This is a genomic window from Desulfurivibrio nitratireducens, from assembly GCF_044068515.1.
Classification (GTDB): domain Bacteria; phylum Desulfobacterota; class Desulfobulbia; order Desulfobulbales; family Desulfurivibrionaceae; genus Desulfurivibrio.
The window spans coordinates 1-17,997 of sequence record NZ_JBIPKI010000047.1 but is presented as its reverse complement, the minus strand read 5'-3'; the positions used below and the strand labels follow the sequence as shown (position 1 = coordinate 17,997).

General features: G+C 60.3%; 12 protein-coding genes and 4 tRNA genes. 15 read left to right on the top strand and 1 reads right to left on the bottom strand.

All coding sequences use genetic code 11. From position 1 onward, the window contains the following. From murB to ACHHTY_RS10280, 6 genes are all read left to right on the top strand, one after another. Window positions 1-944 (top strand): UDP-N-acetylmuramate dehydrogenase (murB, locus tag ACHHTY_RS10305; protein WP_395494048.1); only part of this gene is annotated, 944 nt, incomplete at its 5' end. Beyond that, a complete protein-coding gene (locus ACHHTY_RS10300; RefSeq protein WP_395494047.1) occupies window positions 941-1,768 on the top strand; it encodes a cell division protein FtsQ/DivIB in 828 nt (275 codons plus the stop codon). The genes murB and ACHHTY_RS10300, both read left to right, overlap by 4 nt. A 31-nt stretch (window positions 1,769-1,799) precedes the next feature. Continuing rightward, complete coding sequence (gene ftsA, locus ACHHTY_RS10295) at window positions 1,800-3,032, top strand: cell division protein FtsA (RefSeq protein WP_395494046.1); 1,233 nt, start codon at window positions 1,800-1,802, stop codon at window positions 3,030-3,032. 64 nt (window positions 3,033-3,096) lie between these two features. Beyond that, a complete protein-coding gene (ftsZ, locus tag ACHHTY_RS10290) occupies window positions 3,097-4,263 on the top strand; it encodes a cell division protein FtsZ (protein ID WP_395494044.1) in 1,167 nt (388 codons plus the stop codon). Window positions 4,264-4,367: 104 nt separating this feature from the next. Next, window positions 4,368-6,164, top strand: coding sequence for a radical SAM protein (locus ACHHTY_RS10285; protein ID WP_395494043.1), 1,797 nt, complete (start codon window positions 4,368-4,370; stop codon window positions 6,162-6,164). Next, window positions 6,157-7,611: a sensor histidine kinase gene (locus ACHHTY_RS10280; RefSeq protein WP_395494042.1), complete on the top strand. Its 1,455-nt coding sequence runs from the start codon at window positions 6,157-6,159 to the stop codon at window positions 7,609-7,611. Before ACHHTY_RS10285 ends, ACHHTY_RS10280 begins: the two co-directional genes overlap by 8 nt. Before the next feature lie 109 nt (window positions 7,612-7,720). Here the strand turns inward: ACHHTY_RS10280 and ACHHTY_RS10275 are convergent, their stop codons facing one another. After that, entirely contained in the window at window positions 7,721-8,698 is a 978-nt protein-coding gene (locus ACHHTY_RS10275) for a YkgJ family cysteine cluster protein (protein ID WP_395494041.1), read from the bottom strand. A gap of 507 nt (window positions 8,699-9,205) precedes the next feature. Here ACHHTY_RS10275 and aprB point away from each other — a divergent pair. The 9 genes from aprB (at window position 9,206) to ACHHTY_RS10230 (ending at window position 17,870) form a co-directional block, all read left to right on the top strand. After that, window positions 9,206-9,634, top strand: a complete 429-nt coding sequence (gene aprB / locus ACHHTY_RS10270; protein WP_395494039.1) for an adenylyl-sulfate reductase subunit beta — start codon at window positions 9,206-9,208, stop codon at window positions 9,632-9,634. 65 nt (window positions 9,635-9,699) lie between these two features. After that, on the top strand, window positions 9,700-11,715 hold the full coding sequence (aprA, locus tag ACHHTY_RS10265; RefSeq protein WP_395494038.1) for an adenylyl-sulfate reductase subunit alpha: 2,016 nt from the start codon (window positions 9,700-9,702) through the stop codon (window positions 11,713-11,715). A 333-nt stretch (window positions 11,716-12,048) separates the two neighbouring features. Next, complete coding sequence (locus ACHHTY_RS10260) at window positions 12,049-13,308, top strand: CoB--CoM heterodisulfide reductase iron-sulfur subunit A family protein (protein WP_395494037.1); 1,260 nt, start codon at window positions 12,049-12,051, stop codon at window positions 13,306-13,308. 7 nt (window positions 13,309-13,315) lie between these two features. Then, a complete protein-coding gene (locus tag ACHHTY_RS10255) occupies window positions 13,316-15,574 on the top strand; it encodes an FAD-dependent oxidoreductase (RefSeq protein ID WP_395494036.1) in 2,259 nt (752 codons plus the stop codon). 310 nt (window positions 15,575-15,884) lie between these two features. Further along, complete coding sequence (qmoC, locus tag ACHHTY_RS10250; RefSeq protein WP_395494035.1) at window positions 15,885-17,102, top strand: quinone-interacting membrane-bound oxidoreductase complex subunit QmoC; 1,218 nt, start codon at window positions 15,885-15,887, stop codon at window positions 17,100-17,102. 158 nt (window positions 17,103-17,260) lie between these two features. Beyond that, window positions 17,261-17,336 (top strand) — tRNA-Thr (locus tag ACHHTY_RS10245). 94 nt (window positions 17,337-17,430) lie between these two features. After that, a tRNA-Tyr gene (locus ACHHTY_RS10240) sits at window positions 17,431-17,515 on the top strand. Window positions 17,516-17,655: 140 nt separating this feature from the next. Further along, window positions 17,656-17,731: transfer RNA gene (locus ACHHTY_RS10235), tRNA-Gly, on the top strand. A gap of 63 nt (window positions 17,732-17,794) precedes the next feature. Continuing rightward, window positions 17,795-17,870, top strand: a tRNA-Thr gene (locus tag ACHHTY_RS10230). Window positions 17,871-17,997: the final 127 nt, after the last annotated feature.

The window sequence follows — 17,997 nt, the reverse complement described above, 5'->3', positions numbered from 1 at the left end:
CTGCCGAGTGCCCCCTGTTCTCTGAAAACTGGGACGGTGAGCTGCGCCGCAACGAGCCCCTGGCGCCCCTGACCACCCTGCGGGTGGGGGGACCGGCGGCGGTGGCGGCCCGGCCCTCCACCCTGGCCCAACTGGCCTCCCTGCTGGCCCTGCTGGACTGGCTGGGCTGTCCGCGCCGGGTTCTGGGCCGAGGCAGCAATCTGCTGGTGGCCGATGAGGGCTATGCCGGGGTGGCGATTATCCTGGGTCAGCGCCTGGGCCGGATCACCCGGGTGCCGGTGGCCCCGGAACCTGCCGGGAGGGAAGCCGCCGACCGGGTTTTGGTTCGGGTTGAGGCCGGCTGCAGCCTGGCGGCCCTATTGGCCTGGGCGCTGAAACGGGGCTTGGGGGGCTTGGAGTTTCTGGCCGGGATCCCCGGCAGCATCGGAGGGGCGGTGATGATGAATGCCGGGGCCTGGGGGGAATCTCTGGGCGAACGGGTGCACGCTTTGGAAGTTGTCAGTGGCGGCCGGGTGCGGGTGATAAACCGCTCGGCCCTGGAATTTTCCTACCGGCTGGTCCAGGGGCTGGCCGCCGATGAGGTGGTTGGGGCCGCGATTCTGGCCCTGGTGGCTCGCGAGCCTGCAACAATCCAGGCCCTGGTGCGGCAGCGGCATGAACAGCGCCGGGCCGCCCAACCCCGGGGGGTCGCCAGCGCCGGTTCATTTTTCAAGAATCCACCCGGCGATTATGCCGGCCGGCTGATTGAGCAAGCGGGTTTGAAAGGCGTTCGGGTGGGGGGAGCCCAGGTGTCCCGCAAGCACGCTAACTTTCTGATTAACAGTCAGGGGGCGCGGGCGGCGGATCTTCTGGCCCTGATGAAGCTGGTCCAGGAGCAGGTTCTTGCCCGGTTTGGGGTGAGATTGGAGCCCGAAGTTCACCTGCTGGGGTTTGAAAGAGAATGAAAAAGCCGTTACAGCAAAAAAAATGGGGCCAGCGCCGGGGCTTTTCCCCGGCCGGCTCCGCCGGGCTGGGCGGCAAGCTGGCGGTGCTCGGGGCGGTCCTGGCGGGGTTGCTGGCGGTTGCCGGCCTTGGCGGCCTGCTGGTCTGGCAGCAACTGGGCCAGTCGGCCTTTTTCCAGATCACCTCGATCAGGATCGAAGGCAACGTTCGGACCACCAAAAAAGAAGTGCTGGCCCTGAGCGGAGTTGACGTCCACAGCAACCTGCTGGCCCTGTCCGCCGGCAAAGTCCGGGCCCGGATCGAGGCCCACGACTGGATCGAGGCGGCCGAGGTCCGGCGGGACTGGCCCAACCGCCTGGAGATCACGGTCCAGGAGCGGCGGCCGCTGGCTCTGTTGAGCCTGCCCGGGGGCCTTTATTACACGGACCGCTTCGGAGTGCCGTTTGCCCGGGCCTTGCCGCCGGAGGATTTGGATTTTCCGGTGATAACCGGTCTGGGCACCGCCGGCGACTGGGGGGAAGAACAGCGCCAGGCCCTGCAGCGGGCCTTGAGCCTGATTCGCCAGGCCGGGCGGGGCGGGGTGATCTTGCCGGCCCAGGGGATATCGGAGATTAACCTGGGCGAGGAGGGGACCATGACCCTTTTTCTGGTCAGCCGTCCCTTCCCCATTTACCTGGGGGAAAGCCGGGAAGTGTCCCGGAATTATAATCGCCTGGCCCAGGTATTGAACTGGCTCTACAAGGAGAGAGTTTTTACGGACACCGCCGCCATTCGCATGGATTATCTGCCGGACCGGGTGCTGGTTGAAAGGGGCAACGGCGGTTGAGCAAAAGAGCAGGCCAAGAAGAGGAAAGAGCATGAGTCGGGATGAAAAGGGAGAACTGCTGGTCGGTCTGGATATCGGGACCACCAAGATTTGCGCGGTGGTGGCCGAGGTTTATGGCCGGCAGGTGAAAATAATCGGGGTTGGCCGGGCCCCCTCGGTGGGGCTGCGCCGGGGGGTGGTGGTCAACATCGAAAGTACGGTGGATTCGATCCGGCGGGCGGTGGAAGAGGCCGAACAGATGGCCGACTGCGAGATCGGCTCGGTTTATGTGGGGATTGCCGGCAGTCATATCAAGGGCTTCAATTCCCACGGCCTGATTCCCATTCGTTCCGGGGAAATCAGCCAGGACGATATCGATCGGGTGGTGGATGCGGCCCGGGCGGTACCGATGCCCCCGGATCAGGAGATCATCCATGTTCTGCCCCAGGAATTCATCGTCGATGGCCAGCCCGATATCCAGGACCCCATCGGCATGACCGGGGTGCGGCTGGAAGCCGATGTCCATATCGTGACCGGGGCGGTGACCGCGGTGCACAATATCGTTAAGTGCTGCAATCGGGCCGGCCTCAACGTGGCCGACGTGGTTCTTGAACCCCTGGCTTCGGCGGAGGCGGTCCTGACCCGCGAGGAAATGGAGCTGGGGGTGGGCCTGCTCGATATCGGGGGCGGCACTTCCGATCTGGCGGTTTTTTCCGGGGGCACCATCAAGCATACTTTTGTCCTGGGCCTGGGCGGCCATAACCTGACCAATGATCTTTCGGTGGGGCTGCGGACTCCCCTGCGGGAAGCCGAACGGCTCAAGGAAGAATTTGGTTGCGCTCTGGCCTCGCTGATCGACAAGGACCAGGTCATCGAGGTTCCCAGCGTGGGCGGCCGTAAATCCCGCCGGCTTTCCCGCCGGGTCATGGGCGAGATCCTGGAGCCGCGGGTGGAGGAAATGCTGACCCTGATCAACCAGGAAATGGTCGATTCGCGCTATAAGGAACTGGTCAATGCCGGGCTGGTCTTGACCGGGGGCACCGCCATGCTCGAGCACATCGAGGAACTGGCCGAGCAGATTTTTGATTTGCCGGTCCGGATCGGCTACCCCGCCAACCTTGAAGGCCTGGACGAGATGGTGGATTCCCCCCAGTGGGCCACGGCGGTGGGGCTGTTGATCTACGGAACCCGCCACGACCCGGCCGGTGGGTTCAGGGTGCGCTCCGGCAAAATGTTTACCCGGCTCGGCAGCCGGATGAAGGAATGGTTCAAAAGCGTGATTTAAGTTGCGCCACGGACGGCGGTCGTGGCGTGGTCGGCAGATAATCGTTAGCACAAGGGGGCAGGCTATGGCATTTAAACTGGCGGAAGCGGAATCGCGGGCGAGAATCAAGGTTTTCGGCATTGGCGGCGGGGGCGGCAACGCCGTCAATACCATGGTGGAAAGCGGACTTGTGGGGGTGGAGTTTATCACCGGCAACACCGACCTGCAGGCCCTGGAGCAGTCCAAGGCCGATATCCGCATCCAGATCGGGCCCTCCCTGGCCAAAGGGTTGGGGGCGGGAGCCCGACCCGATGTCGGCCGGGAGGCGGCGGAAGAATCAATCGACGAGATCCGCAACCTGCTCCAGGACAGTGACATGGTCTTTGTCACGGCCGGACTGGGTGGTGGTACCGGCACCGGCGGGGCTCCGGTGGTGGCCCGGGTGGCCAAGGAAATGGGGGCCCTGACCGTCGGCGTGGTTACCAAGCCCTTCGCCTTCGAAGGGCGTACCCGGATGAAAAATGCCGATAACGGCTGGAAGGAACTTAAAGCCCATGTCGACACGATTATCACCATTCCCAATGACCGCCTGATTTCCCTGGCCCAGAAAGGAACCCGCTTCATCGACGGCATGAAAATGGCCGATGATGTCCTGGTCCAGGCCGTCAAGGGCATTACCGACCTGATCAACCTGCCCGGTTATATCAACCCGGACTTTGCCGATGTCCGCACGGTGATGAACGAGATGGGACCGGCCCTGATGGGCGCCGGCCAGGGCGTCGGAGAAAACCGGGCCATCGAGGCGGTCAACATGGCCATCGCCAGCCCCCTGCTCCAGGATATCAGCATCGATGGAGCCAAGGGGGTGCTGGTCAACATTTCCGCCCGCCAGGATACCCTGACCATGGCCGAAGTGACCCAGGCGACCACCAAGATCTACGAGGAGGTGCACGAGGACGCCAATATCATCCTGGGGGTTATTTTTGATGACAACCTGGGCGATGAGCTGCGGGTAACCGTGATCGCCACCGGCATTCGCGCGGTGGAGGAGCTCGAGGAGGTTTCCGACAAGATCCGCCCCCTGCCGTTGGGAGCGAAAAGGGAACTCACGGCTCAGAAACTGCCCCTGACCGGCAAGAACGGCGGTTGTGTCCGTGAAGCCGCCGGCCAGGGCGGGCGCAAGCCCTTTCCGGATCGGATCTTCGAAGATGATTTCGAGCGCCCGACCTTTCTGCGCAAAAACGAGAGCTGACGGCAGGCCTTGATGAGGGTGAACGTTACCTCAAACAGCGCCGCCGCGCCAGGTTCAGCGTGGTCCCCAGCTTGCCCCGGCCGGCCCGCCGCCGGTCTGACCGCATGGCGCCGAACCTGATCGGGCCGGCAACCGCCCCTTATCTGCCGAGGGCCGCCAGTCGTCGCCCCCCCCGTCAACCTCGCCTCCGCCGGCGGGAATCGGCGCCCCCCGACCTCCTGGCCGGCGAGAGGGGAACCTGGCGCAAGAAATGGACCGGCCTGCTGCCGGTGGCGCTGATTTTTCCCAGCAGCTATCGGGTCGCGACCTCCAACCTCGGCCTGCAACTGGTTTACGACCTGCTCAATGAACATCCCGGGGTGGTGGCGGAGCGCTTTGTGCTGCCGCCGCCCGGCCAGCCCCCGCTTTCCCTGGAGTCGGGCCGCCCCCTGCGCGATTTCCCCTTGATCTGCTACTCGCTCTCCTTTGAGGGCGATACCCTCAACCTGCTGCAGATGCTGGCCGCCGGCGGCATCTCCCCGGCGGCCGGCCCAGGTGCTGACCATCGCCCGCTGATCGTCGGCGGGGGGGTGGCGGTCTGGATGAACCCCGAACCCCTGGCCCCGGTCACCGATCTTTTCATCATCGGTGAGGCGGAGGCGATTCTGCCCGCCGTGCTGGAGCGGCTGGTGAGCCATGGGGTTGCGGCGGCGGGCCGGGAAGAACTGCTGCGTGATCTGGCCACCTCCTTGCCCGGCTGCTATGCTCCTCGTTTTTATACCCCCCGCTATCATCCGGACGGGCGCTTGGCGGCCATGACTGCCGCTCAGGGGTTGCCGGAGCGAATCAGGCCGGTGCTTTTAGAGGAACCGGAAATCGCCGGTTACTCGCGCCTGCTCAGCCCCCAGGCCGAGTTCAGCGATCTTTTTCTGGTGGAATTGGGCCGGGGTTGCAGCCGGGGCTGCCGGTTCTGCGCCGCCGGTTTTGTGTACCGGCCGCCCCGGCTCTGGTCGCCGGCGGCGATTTATGCCGCCCTGGCCCAGCGGCCGCCCGACATCAAGCGGGTAGGGCTGCTGGGGATGGAGATGGCCGAGCCCGGGACTCTGGCCCGGATCAGCGAATTCATTGAGCAGGCCGGCTGCGAGCTTTCCTTTTCCTCGCTGCGGGCCGACGCCCTTACCCCGGAGTTGCTCCGGCTCCTGGCCGGCAGCGGGATCAAGACGGCGGTGCTGGCCCCCGACGGCGCTTCGGAGCGGCTGCGGCGGGTGATCAACAAGAACCTGACCGAGGATGAAATTTTGCAGGCGGCCGAGGCCCTGGCCGGCAGCGGGATCACCACGGTCAAGCTTTACTGCATGATCGGCCTGCCCACCGAGGAAGATGATGATTTACAGGAACTGGTCGTCATGATTGGCAAATTGCGGCGCCGCCTGCTTCCTCTGGGCCGGGCCCGGGGCCGGCTTACGGAAATTCAGCTCAGCGTCAGCTCCTTTGTCCCCAAGCCCTGGACCCCTTTTCAATATCATCCCTTTGCCGGGGTAACCCTGCTGCGCCGGCGTCTGCGCCTGCTTCAGCAGGAATTGCGTCCCGAAGCCAATGTCCGCATCAGCGCCGAATCGCCGGAGCGCGCCTACTGGCAGGCGGTGCTGGCCCGGGGGGACCGCCGCCTGGGTTTGGCCCTGATAGCCCTGGCCGCCGGCCAAAGCGGCAACTGGCGGCGCCAGCTGCTGCAGCAGGGCTTGGATCCGGACTGGTATGCCGGGCGGCAACGGGCCGGCGGGGAACTCTTCCCCTGGGAAATTATTGCTCCCGGCATCAAGCCGGAGTATCTTCTGGCGGAGTACAGGCGGGGTTTGAAGGGACGGAGTACCGAGGCTTGCCGGGTGGCAAGTTGCCGTCGTTGCGGGGTGTGTGGTGGTTGAACGGATCCGAAAACCGGTTGACGGGGCTGAAATCGCGGCGATGAAGCCCTTTCGGCTGGTGAAGTTTTTTTCCTTCACCAGCTTGGCGGTTTTCCTGGTTTTTACCCTGGCCCTTTCCTGGCTGATTTCCAACTATGCCCAACGGACCCTGCTGGAGCGCAGCGAGGCCTATGCCCTGGTGGTGACCGAGAACCTGAGTCACCAGGTGTTCCAGCAGTTCGTGGTCCCCACGGTGCTCCATTACGGCAAGATCGCCCTGCGCACCCCCGAGCAGTACCAGCTGCTGGACGCGGTGGTCCGCAATACCACCCACGGGATGCGGGTCCAGGCCGTGACCATCTATGATTCCCGGGAAAACATCATTTCCTACAGTACCGTCAATGAGAAAATCGGCCAGCGGGATGTGGGCGGAGAGGAATATCTCCAGGCCCTGGATGGTCGCAGCGCCTCCCGGCTGGCAACCCAGGGCGGCCCCTGGGGAGCGCTGCCCTGGGTGACCCCTAGCACTTCCCAGCTGCATACCTTCATCCCATTTATTCAATATACCCCGCTGGACGATAAGCCGGATATCATCATGGGGGTTATCGAGGTGGTCCAGGATTTGTCCGAGGACATGGAAGCGATTGCCCGCTTCCAGGGGGCGGTAATCCTGATTTCAATGCTGATCATGTCGGCCCTTTTCGCGGTTCTGCGAATCATTGTGGGGCGGGCCGAAAGAATTATGGAGAAGCGGGCCGCGGAACGGCGGCGCCTGGAACAGCAGTTGCACCAGAGCGAGAAGCTGGCCACCCTGGGCAAGATGGTGGCCTCGGTGTCCCACGAGATCAAAAACCCCCTGGGGATCATCCGCAGCACTGCGGCCATCCTCGGCAAACGTCTGCAAAAGGCGGCCCCCGGCAATGAGCACCTGGCGGAAATCATCGTGGCCGAGACCGGACGGCTGGACGGGATCGTGCGTGAATTTCTTGATTTTGCCCGGCCCCAGACGCCGAAACGGGCTCCCGAGTCGATCAACGAGGTGCTGCGCCAGGCCCTGACTTTTTTGACGCCCGAACTGGAGAACCGCTCCATCAAAGCCCAGCTCGAACTGGATGACAAGCTGCCCCCGCTGCTCATCGACCGGGAACAGGTTTACCGGGCCCTGCTGAACATCATGCTCAACGCCACTCAGGCCATGCCGGAAGGGGGAACCCTGACCCTGCGCAGCCGGCGCCGGGGCGTCAGGGTCAAAGCCGGGCAAGTGGTGGAAATCGCCGATAGCGGAATCGGTATTTCCCCTGAACGGCGGGACAAGATCTTCCAGCCCTTCCATACCGATAAACATCGGGGCACCGGCCTGGGCCTGGCCATCGTCAAAAACATCGTCGATGCCCATTATGGCCGCATCGAGGTGGAAAGCGAACCGGGGCAGGGCGCCTGCTTCCGGCTTATTTTTCCTGCCCGCTGACGATCCCCCTCTGGCAAGTCCGGGGGCCGCCTCCGGGTTCTCGGGCGGTCCGGATCTCCGCCGAGGCCCCCGCCAGGCAATGGCTGGCCTGCGCCGGTGACTTGTTAAGCTAGTCGGCGGAACCTTTGCCGGGGGCGGCGGATTTTTTGGCACCCGCCTGTTTTTTCAGCTTTTCATGGTCCTGGAGCAGCTCCTGGTAGGTTTCCTGGGCCCGTTTTTCGGCCCCGGCCCGGTGCTTTTTGATCTGCTCCATCTTCTGCTGGAGACGTTCTTCCCGGACCTTGAGGCCGGAGTCGCGGATACCGAAAATGGTGGCGGCCAGGAAGCGGAAGGCGAAACGCATCAACTCGATGTCGTCCTCGCGCAGCTTTTGCAGGGTTTCCTCATCAAACTCGTAGGAGGAGAGAAAGGCGTCGCTGAAGACCAGGTCGCGGAACTTGTCCAGGTCGGTGCTGGCCAGGAAAAAGATCCGCTTGGCCGGTTCACTTAAGGTGGCTTGGTAGCCGAAGGATTTGCGCCGCATGACCAGTTCCATCCACTCCTTGTTCATGAGGTCCGACTCATCGATCCCCTGGTCGACCCGCCATTCCTGGATGGTCTGGATTTTGTCTTCCAGGTGGCCTTTGCAGTGCTCCTCCTTGACCAGGAAATAAAATTCCTCGGCAAGGGCCTTTTCGTCTTTCTTTTCCGGGGCCTCGCGGAAATAGGACATTCCCACCGGGTAATAGCGGCAGGTGGTCGGCCGGTAAGGATAGATGGTGCAACCTTCGGGGGTAACGAAGGGACAGCGACCCTCCTCGTCGAGCATGATCTTGACCCCGGGCAGATCGGTTTTTTCCAGGTAGGTCGGGGTAGTATAGCGGAGCAGGAACTCCTCGGCGGGCAGGTTCAGAGCCCGGCGGATCCGCAGGATATCATAGGGGGTCAGGATTATATTGATGTTGCCGCAACAGGCCGTGAAGCAGGAAACTCCGGGATGACAGCGAAACTTCAGCTTGCTGTCGAGGGTCAGCTTCTGCGGCATGATGTTGCTGGGGTTGTTGCTGAAAATGGGCGGACGTTCGTTTTCTTGCTGCTTGTTGCTCATTGTTGCTTCCTCATTTGGTCCGGGACAAGGTGGCCTTGTCCGCAATGGAAGCGGCTAAAGGGCGGAGGGTCAATTAAAGGAGCCTGAAGCCACGGAAAATCCTGCTAGATCATTACAAAACATACATAAATAATCTTCCCTTCCCAATGTGTCAATTATTAAACGATGTCCCGTCCGGGTTTGCCGGCAGGGAGTTTTTTTCTTGACATTTGGCGGGTGAAAAATTATAGAAACCTGAGTCAGAAAATATGAGCGCCCCTTCATTTTTCTGAAAAAAATATGGGTTTGCCCCGTCGCCATGGGCAAAGGCGGCTGAGTAAGGGGCCGGGTGCGGTGATCATCCTTTCGAGAATGCGCCGCTCTTCTTCGCCGTCAAGTTCGGTCGGCGGCGAAATATTTCAAAGCAAAAACGAGGTTCAGGTTAAGGTGCCGTGGGCTTGGTTTCCTCACTTATAGTGGGGAGATCGAGCCGACAAAATTCAAACTCAATTTTGAGGAGGTTTGTGAATGCCGAGCTATGTCGAAACCGAAAAGTGTGATGGTTGCAAGGGCGGTGATAAGACTGCTTGCATGTACATCTGTCCCAACGACCTGATGGTCTTGAACAAGGACGAGATGAAGGCTTACAACCAGGAGCCCGATGCATGCTGGGAGTGTTACTCTTGCGTGAAAATCTGTCCGCAGGGCGCCATCGCCGTCCGCGGCTACAACGACTTCGTGCCCATGGGCGGCCAGGTTCACCCCATGCGGAGTTCCGATTCCATCATGTGGACCGTCAAGTTCCGTAACGGCAACCTGAAGCGTTTCAAGTTCCCGATCCGGACCACCGCTGAAGGCGCCGCCAATGCATACACCGACGCCAAGGGCGAGAACCTGGATGACGAACGTCTGCTGCTGGAAGCCGAACTGCCGGTTCCCGCCGCGCTGGCCAAGTAAGGACGGCAACGACTGAACAGGTAATCATTACTTGAACATAAGTAAAAAAATAAGGAGAAACTATTATGGCATTACCGAATAAGCCGTTGGGCGAGTTGCCCGCCGTTGCCAATCCCGAAATTGTTGAGCATGACGTCGATGTTCTGATCATCGGCGGTGGTATGGCCGCTTGCGGCACCGCCTTCGAAATCAAGAAGTGGGCCCCGGCCGACCTCAAGATCAAACTGGTTGACAAGGCCTCCTTGGAGCGCTCCGGCGCCGTGGCCCAGGGCCTGTCCGCCATCAACACCTACATCGGCGCCAACAAGATCGAAAACTACGTCAAGATGGTCCGCAACGACCTGATGGGCGTGGTTCGGGAAGACCTGATCTACGATCTGGGTCGTCACGTTGATGAATCGGTCAAGCTCTTCGAGGAATGGGGTCTGCCCATCTGGAAGAAGGACGACAAGGGCGACAACCTCCCCGGCGACAAGCCCGCTCCCACCCTGCGTGAAGGCGGTGAGCCGGTTCGGACCGGCAAATGGCAGATCATGATCAACGGCGAGTCCTACAAGTGCATCGTCGCCGAGCCGGCCAAGACCGCCCTGGGCGAAGAGAACATCCTGGAGCGCATCTTCATCGTCAAGCTGATCCTGGACAAGAACAAGGAAAACCAGATCGCCGGCGCCGTGGGCTTCTCCACCCGTGAAAACCAGGTTCATGTTTTCCGTTGCAAGACCGCGCTCTGTGCCTGCGGCGGCGCGGTCAATATCTTCCGGCCCCGGTCCACCGGTGAAGGTAAGGGTCGGGCCTGGTATCCGGTATGGAACGCCGGCTCCACCTACACCATGTGCGCCCAGGTCGGCGCCACCCTGACCATGATGGAAAACCGCTTCACCCCGGCCCGCTTCAAAGACGGTTACGGCCCTGTAGGCGCCTGGTTCCTCCTCTTCAAGGCCAAGGTTCAGAACGGCCTGGGCGAGTTCTACGCCAACTCCGACTCGGTCAAGGATGAGCTTTCCAAGTTCATGCCCTATGGCCAGTCCGCCGTGACCCCGACCTGTCTGCGGAACCACCTGATGCTCAACGAGCTGAAAGCTGGTCGCGGTCCCATCTACATGGCCACCGACGTAGCCCTCAACGCCTTCCTGGAAGAGCGTCGGGCCGCCGGCATGGACGAAAAGGATGTCAAGAAGTTCTGGAAGCACCTTGAGTCCGAAGCCTGGGAAGACTTCCTCGACATGTCCGTTGGTCAGGCAGGTCTCTGGGCCGGTATGAACATCGAGCCCGAGAAGATCGGTTCCGAGATCATGCCCACCGAACCCTACATGCTGGGCAGCCACTCCGGTTGCTGCGGCATCTGGACCTCCGGCCCCAACGAGGACTGGGTACCCACCGTTGACGGCCCCCGCAGCCACCAGTACAAGTGGGGCTACAACCGGATGACCACCGTTGATGGTCTCTTCACCGCCGGTGACGGCGTGGGCGCCTCCGGCCACAAGTTCTCCTCCGGCTCCCATGCCGAAGGCCGGATCGTGGCCAAGCAGATGGTTAAGTTCTGCCGCGACAATCCCGACTTCAAGCCCGAGCTGCCCAAGAGCTCCCAGGAATACGCCGATGAGATTTACGCACCGGTTAAGCGCTACCTCGAGCATGCCGCCAAGACCACCGCGGTTGATGTCAACCCCAACTACTGCAAGCCCGCCGGCTTGATGATGCGCCTGATGAAGGCAACCGACGAGTACGGCGGCGGTGTTGCCACCTATTACATGACCTCCGGCAAGCTGCTCAACATCTGCTTGGATCTGCTCAAGATGATGCGGGAAGATTCCGAGTTGATGGCGGCCGGCGACCTGCACGAGTTGATGCGCTGCTGGGAGAACTACCACCGGATCTGGTGTGTTGAAACCCACATCCGCCACATCGAGTTCCGGAAGGAATCCCGTTATCCGGGCTTCTACTACCGGTCCGATTACCCGACCTGTGATGACGAGAACTGGAAGGTCTTCGTCAACTCCACCTTCGATCCCAAGACCGAGGAATGGAAGTGCGAGAAGGTCAACTGCATCAACATCGTTGAAACCGAGCCGTGGCTGTAATCGCCCCAGCCAGGTTGAACCAATGATGTTTGCTTGGTAAACAAAAATCTCCAGGCGTCGAACCAGGCGCCTGGAGATTTTTTCTATCACGCACTTTAATCTTCTTGCCAGTGCTCTTTATTTGGTTTATTTCCCGAAGCGGTAAGGCTTCAGCTCCTGTTTCCTGCTTTGCCTGAAGCGGATGCTCGGCTCAAACCTGGAACCTGGTCCGGCCCGTTAACTAGGTCGCGGCCCATCATGTCAGGTCGTTCATCGCGAGTGCCAGCTTGAGTCAAAGAAAACCAAAGGGCCTTTACGCATCACTTTATCTACTTTAATGAATGGAGGAGAGGCATGACAGATGAACGCAGTGCACCCGCAGGAGCTGTATTGGTCGTTGGCGGCGGCATCAGCGGACTGACGGCCGCCCTAGAGGCCGCCGAAGTCGGACAGGACGTCTTTCTGGTGGAGAAAAACCCCTATCTGGGTGGCCGGGTTTCCCAACTCAACCAGTACTTCCCCAAGCTTTGCCCGCCGTCCTGTGGACTTGAGATCAATTACCAGAGGATTAAAAACAACCGCCGGATCAGGGTTTATACCATGACCGAGGTAAAGAGCGTGGCCGGCGGTCCCGGCAATTACCAGGTGAAGCTGGTTGCCCGTCCCCGCTACATCAACAGCAATTGCACCTGCTGCGGCGACTGTGGCGAGGTCTGCCAGGACGAAGTGGACAACCCCTTCAATTTCGGCATGGACAAGGTCAAGGCGGTGCGCAAGCCCCATGATCATGCCTTCCCGGCTCGTTATGTGTTGGACAAGGACGCCTGCAGTTCCGCCAGCCTGGATGCCATTGTGGCCGCCTGCAAATATGATGCGGTTGAGTTGGACATGCAGGAAAAGGAACTGACCGTCGATGTGGGCACCATCGTCTGGGCCACCGGTTGGGATCCCTATGATCCCACCAAGATGGAAAACCTCAAGTTTGGTTCCAGTCCCGCCATTATCACCAATATGATGATGGAGCGTCTGGCCTCGTCCAACGGCCCCACCGCCGGCAAGATCCTGCGTCCCGGCGATAATGCCGAGCCCGCCAGCTTTGCCTTTGTGCAATGTGCCGGCTCCCGGGATGAAAATCATCTCGAATATTGTTCCTACATCTGCTGCATGGCCTCCTTGAAGCAGATCAACTACATCCGGGCCCAGTACCCGGAAGCCCCGATCACCGTTTTCTACATTGACCTGCGGACGCCCGGCAAGTACGAAAAATTTCGGGAAAAACTCCAGGCCGACAAAAAAATCACCTGGATCAAGGGCAAGGTCGCCGAGATCATCGCCGAGGCGGATGGCGGGGTAACCCTGGTGGCGGAAAACGCCGTTACCGGCGACAAGGTCAAGACCAAGGTTGACCTGGCCGTGCTGGCTACCGGCATGCAACCCGCCATCGGCGATCAGGCCAAGGCGCTTGGGTTGACCACGGATGACAACAGCTTCATCGTCTCCCAGGAAGAGGGGATGATTTCCGCGGGCTGCGCCAAGAAGGCGTCCGACGTCGTAACCTGCGCCCAGAGCGCTACGGCGGCGGCAATGAAAGCGATTCAAGCGTCGAGGAGGTAATTTGACTATGGATAAGAAGTACGGGGTATATATCTGCACAGGTTGTGGCATCGGTGAGGCCTTGGATGTTGAAGGGCTCAGCGGGATTGCCGGCGAATACAAGATGACCGCCAAGACCCATGAGGCGGTCTGCAGCGAGGCCGGCCGGCAGCTGATCAAGGACGACATGGCCAATGACGGTGTCAATGTTCCCGTGATCGTCGCCTGTTCACCCAGGGTCTGGAAAGAAGAATTCAATTTCGGCGAGGACTCCATCACCGTGCGGGCCAACCTGCGTGAAGGCGTAGTCTGGTCGATGGACAAGCCCAGCGAGGAGCGGAGCCAGGAGGTTATCAACGAGTTCAGCAACGAGCTGGCCCAGGACTATGTCCGGATGGCCTGCACCCAGGCCAAGAAAATCGAACTTCCGGTCCCCCATCACCTGGAAACCGTCAACCGGCGGATTCTCGTCATGGGGGGCGGCATTGCCGGCCTTACCGCGGCCCGGGAAGCCGCCAAGGCCGGGCATGAAGTCCTGCTGGTGGAAAAAGCGGACAAACTGGGAGGCAAGGCCCTGGGCTGGCGCAAGCAATTGCCCACCAAGGCGCCCTGGGCCGGTTTGGAGGAATCAACCATCCAGGAACTGATCAGCGCCGTGCAGACCGATTCCCGGATCACGGTCAAGACCAGCACCGAAGTGGCCCGGGTGGCCGGGGCTCCCGGTGATTTCCAGGTTACCCTGAAGGCTGCCGGCACCCGGACCGAATGGGATGCGCCGAGTCGGGTTACCGTCGATATGCAGGATAAGATCGACAAGGGCCAAATGGAAGACCCCAACGCCGGCTTCAAGAAATACACCGAAGCTAATCCCGATGCCGAAAAGGTCGGCGCCGTGGTTCTGGCTACCGGCTGGGTTCCCGCCGAAGTCGACGAGTTCGAGCATCTGGGTCACGGCAAGCTGCAGAACGTGGTGACCAACGCCGAGTTCGAAAAGCTGGCCAAAGAGGGCAAGGTGCCCGCCAACGTGGCCTTTGTCCAGAGCCCCGGCGGCGAGGAAAACGACAAGGATTTCCCCTTTGCCAACTCGGTCACCAGCATGGTGGCCCTCAAGCAGGCCAGCTATGTGCGAGAGGACAATCCCGACGGCAAGGCTTACATTCTTTACCAGCACATGCGGACTCCCGGCAACATGGAGCTTTTCTACAAGGAAGCCCAGAACAACGACGGCATCTTCATGACCAAGGCCACGGTTACCGGGGTGGAAGAGGACGGCGACGGCCTGGTGGTCCATGTCAAGGACAGCCTGCTCCAGGAAGATATGGATATCAAGGTGGACATGGTGGTCCTGGCCGCCGGGATGAAGCCCACCACCGCTCTGGCGCCGACCATCAACATGTCTTACCGCCAGGGTCCGGCTTTCCTGGATCTGGAGTTGTTCGACGGCTATGCCGACTCCAACTTCATCTGCTTCCCCTATGAAACCCGGCGCACGGGCATTTACGCCTGCGGCGGGGTGCGCAAGGCCACCGAAATGGTGGAAACCATGGACGACGCCTGCGGCGCGGCCTTGAAGGCCATCCAGTGCATCGAAAGCACCGATCGCGGGGTTTCGGTGCATCCCCGTTCCGGTGACGGCGCCTATCCCGAGTTCTACTTCCAGCGCTGCACCCAGTGCAAGCGCTGCACCGAGGAATGTCCCTTCGGGGCCCTGGACGACGACGCCAAAGGCACTCCGCTGCCCAACCCCACCCGCTGCCGGCGCTGCGGCACCTGCATGGGCGCTTGCCCCGAGCGGATCATCAGCTTCAAGAATTACAGCATTGATATGGTCGGCTCGATGGTCAAGGCGGTGGAAGTTCCCGATGACGATGAAGACAAGCTCCGGATTATCGCCTTTGTCTGCGAGAACGATGCCTATCCCGCTCTCGATATGGCGGCGATGCGCAAGTACAGCCTTAACAGCCTGGTCCGGGTGATCCCGGTCCGTTGCCTGGGTTCGGTGAACATGGTCTGGATCAAGGACGCCCTTTCCGCCGGCATGGATGGGGCCCTGCTGCTGGGCTGCAAGTTCGGCGACGATTACCAGTGCCACTTCGTCAAGGGCAGCGAAATCGCCGACAAGCGGATGGCCAATATCGGCGAGACCTTGGGCTCGCTGGGTCTGGAGGCGGAGCGTTGTGCGGTGCGCCAGGTAGCGATCACCGATTACGACACGGTCTCCGAGGTCATCAACGAGTTCATTGAAGAGGTCAAGGGACTTGGTCCTAACCCCTTCAAGGGATTCTAGCATCTATACTTTTTCCGGTCGGCGGTTCAGGCTTTTTTTGCTTGAACCACCGACCGATATTTTATATCTAATTCGGATCGCCATTCGGCAGGCTGATTGGCCGGCCGGGCAAGGGTAAAGTAAACGGCCGGTTGGCCGGAGATTTCACAGGCATCCACAGGCGCCGCTACCCCCAGACGCCGTGCTTGTCGGTGGAATTCCTTGAGTCGCCGCAGGTTTGTAATCCAGGTAATCGCACCGTGTTGCCGGGTAGGGTATTTTTTCTCGGGCCCGCGCGCGGATATGGAAGGGAGATAACAGGAGGCTTCATATGTCTGAGGGAATGAAGGTTCAACCTGATCTTGAGTTTATCAAGTATCTGAAGAGTGCGGGGGGGGATACCCTGAAGAAATGTTATCAGTGCGCCACCTGTTCGGTGGTCTGTCCCCTTTCCGGAGATGGCAAGCCCTTCCCCCGCAAAGAGATGATCTGGTCTCAGTGGGGACTCAAGGAGAAGCTGGTTGCCGATCCGGATGTCATGCTGTGCCATCAATGCGGGGACTGTACCGCCTATTGTCCGCGCGGGGCCAAGCCCGGCGATGTTCTGGGCGCTATTCGAGCCTATGCCTACACCCATTACGGCTTTCCCCAGGGGCTGGCCAAGCTCTGCAGTGAAGGCAAGAATCTGCCGATCATGATCCTGATCCCCACCTTGCTGATCGGCCTTGTCTGGTGGCTGTCCGGTGGGATGAAGTTGCCGGAGGCCGGCCAGATGATCGATTTCGGCGTGTTTTTTGATGGCGACAAAGCTCATGCCACCATGTACGCCGGCTTTACCCAGAATGTTATTTTGATCGATCTGATTTTTGTCCCCGCCTTTCTTTTTGCCCTTTACGCCTTCTATCGGGGGGTATCCAACATGTGGCGGGGGATGGCCGCCCAGGTGCCGGGCGACAGCAATTTTCGGCCGTCGGTTACCCAGTTCACCAGCCAGTTTCTGGTGCCCTCGATCAAGGAAATTCTGACCCACAAACGCTTCAATGAGTGCGGCGCCCAGCGAAGCCGGGTGAATGGCCATCTGCCGTTGCTCTTCGCCTTTATCGCCCTCTTTGTGGTGACGCTTTACGCCATGATCCGCAAGGACGTGATCGGTCTGTTTGTCGACGGGCTGCACGTGCCCCTGGCGATGACCGACCCCTTCAAAATCCTGGCCAATGTTGCCGGTATTGCCCTCATTGTCGGAGTCGGCATCCTCTGGGTCAACCGTTCCCGGATGGAACAGGAAAATAAAACCGCCGCCACCTTCTATGACTGGTACCTGATCGGCATCATCATGGCGGTGGGCGTGACCGGGATGGCCGCCCAGTTTTTCCGCCTCGGTGACGTAGCCTCGATGGCCTACCTTTTCTACTTTTTTCACCTGGTATCGGTTTTTATGCTTTTCCTTTACACCCCTTACACCAAGCTGGCCCACATGGTTTATCGCACTTTTGCCATGGCCTTTGAAAAGTATCGGGTCAGCGCCTTCGCCGGCCAACAGGAAAAATAGTCGCCCGCGTTTTGTTATCCCGTCACCCGCCGCGGCTAATCCGCGGCGGGTGATTTTTTTCCGGCCGAGATCAGGGAGGCCTGGGCGGATGGTTGCCGAGACCGCAAAAAATGGTTGATGTTTGTCCGGTGAGCGAGTAGTATGTCGCGTCTTGCGAAGCTGGCGTAGCTCAACTGGCAGAGCAGCTGATTTGTAATCAGCAGGTTGCGGGTTCAAGTCCCATCGCCAGCTCCAGAATGGAAGATGGATGTTGGAAGTCCAGAATCCTTCGGGGGTCAGGGATTGTGCTGATGCCCGGGGCTTTTTTTCAACGCCTGCCCGGATAAGTGGAGGGGTTCCCGAGCGGTCAAAGGGAACAGACTGTAAATCTGTCGGCAACGCCTTCGGAGGTTCGAATCCTCCCCCCTCCACCAATTGCTATTCCGTCCAATTTCTGCGGTGGCTGCAGGTGCTTGTTATTGGTAACCAGGCGCAATAGCCGCGACAATGGCCGACGAAGCAATGAACGGCAGGCGACCGCCCCATCGGGTTGCTTGGGCAGGCTAACAATAAGGCGGGAATAGCTCAATTGGTAGAGCATCAGCCTTCCAAGCTGAGGGTTGCGGGTTCGAGACCCGTTTCCCGCTCCAGCGAGTTAATGGTCGCCGGCTAATGGCCTCGGCCTTTTTTTGTAGTTTTTACAGCGGGGCAGTGCCCACGTAGCTCAGTAGGCAGAGCACTTCCTTGGTAAGGAAGAGGTCACCGGTTCGAATCCGGTCGTGGGCTCCAGGCCTTATGCTGACGAGTTTTTTGGCTTTTTCGTTTGTTGTCGCACAGTTTGCCGTCCGCTCAGAAACCAGAGGCGGGGGCAGAGACGGTGCCCCGTTTTTTTAGCATTTTGATCAAAACCAAATTG

Excerpts from the sequence above, each read along its gene's own strand:
- ftsA (WP_395494046.1), top strand. The coding sequence starts at position 1,800 with ATGAGTCGGGATGAAAAGGGAGAACTGCTGGTCGGTCTGGATATCGGG.
- ftsZ (WP_395494044.1), top strand. The coding sequence starts at position 3,097 with ATGGCATTTAAACTGGCGGAAGCGGAATCGCGGGCGAGAATCAAGGTT.
- ACHHTY_RS10260 (WP_395494037.1), top strand. The coding sequence starts at position 12,049 with ATGACAGATGAACGCAGTGCACCCGCAGGAGCTGTATTGGTCGTTGGC.
- aprA (WP_395494038.1), top strand. The coding sequence starts at position 9,700 with ATGGCATTACCGAATAAGCCGTTGGGCGAGTTGCCCGCCGTTGCCAAT.
- aprB (WP_395494039.1), top strand. The coding sequence starts at position 9,206 with ATGCCGAGCTATGTCGAAACCGAAAAGTGTGATGGTTGCAAGGGCGGT.
- ACHHTY_RS10275 (WP_395494041.1), bottom strand. The coding sequence starts at position 8,698 with ATGAGCAACAAGCAGCAAGAAAACGAACGTCCGCCCATTTTCAGCAAC.
- ACHHTY_RS10255 (WP_395494036.1), top strand. The coding sequence starts at position 13,316 with ATGGATAAGAAGTACGGGGTATATATCTGCACAGGTTGTGGCATCGGT.
- ACHHTY_RS10300 (WP_395494047.1), top strand. The coding sequence starts at position 941 with ATGAAAAAGCCGTTACAGCAAAAAAAATGGGGCCAGCGCCGGGGCTTT.
- qmoC (WP_395494035.1), top strand. The coding sequence starts at position 15,885 with ATGTCTGAGGGAATGAAGGTTCAACCTGATCTTGAGTTTATCAAGTAT.
- ACHHTY_RS10285 (WP_395494043.1), top strand. The coding sequence starts at position 4,368 with ATGGCGCCGAACCTGATCGGGCCGGCAACCGCCCCTTATCTGCCGAGG.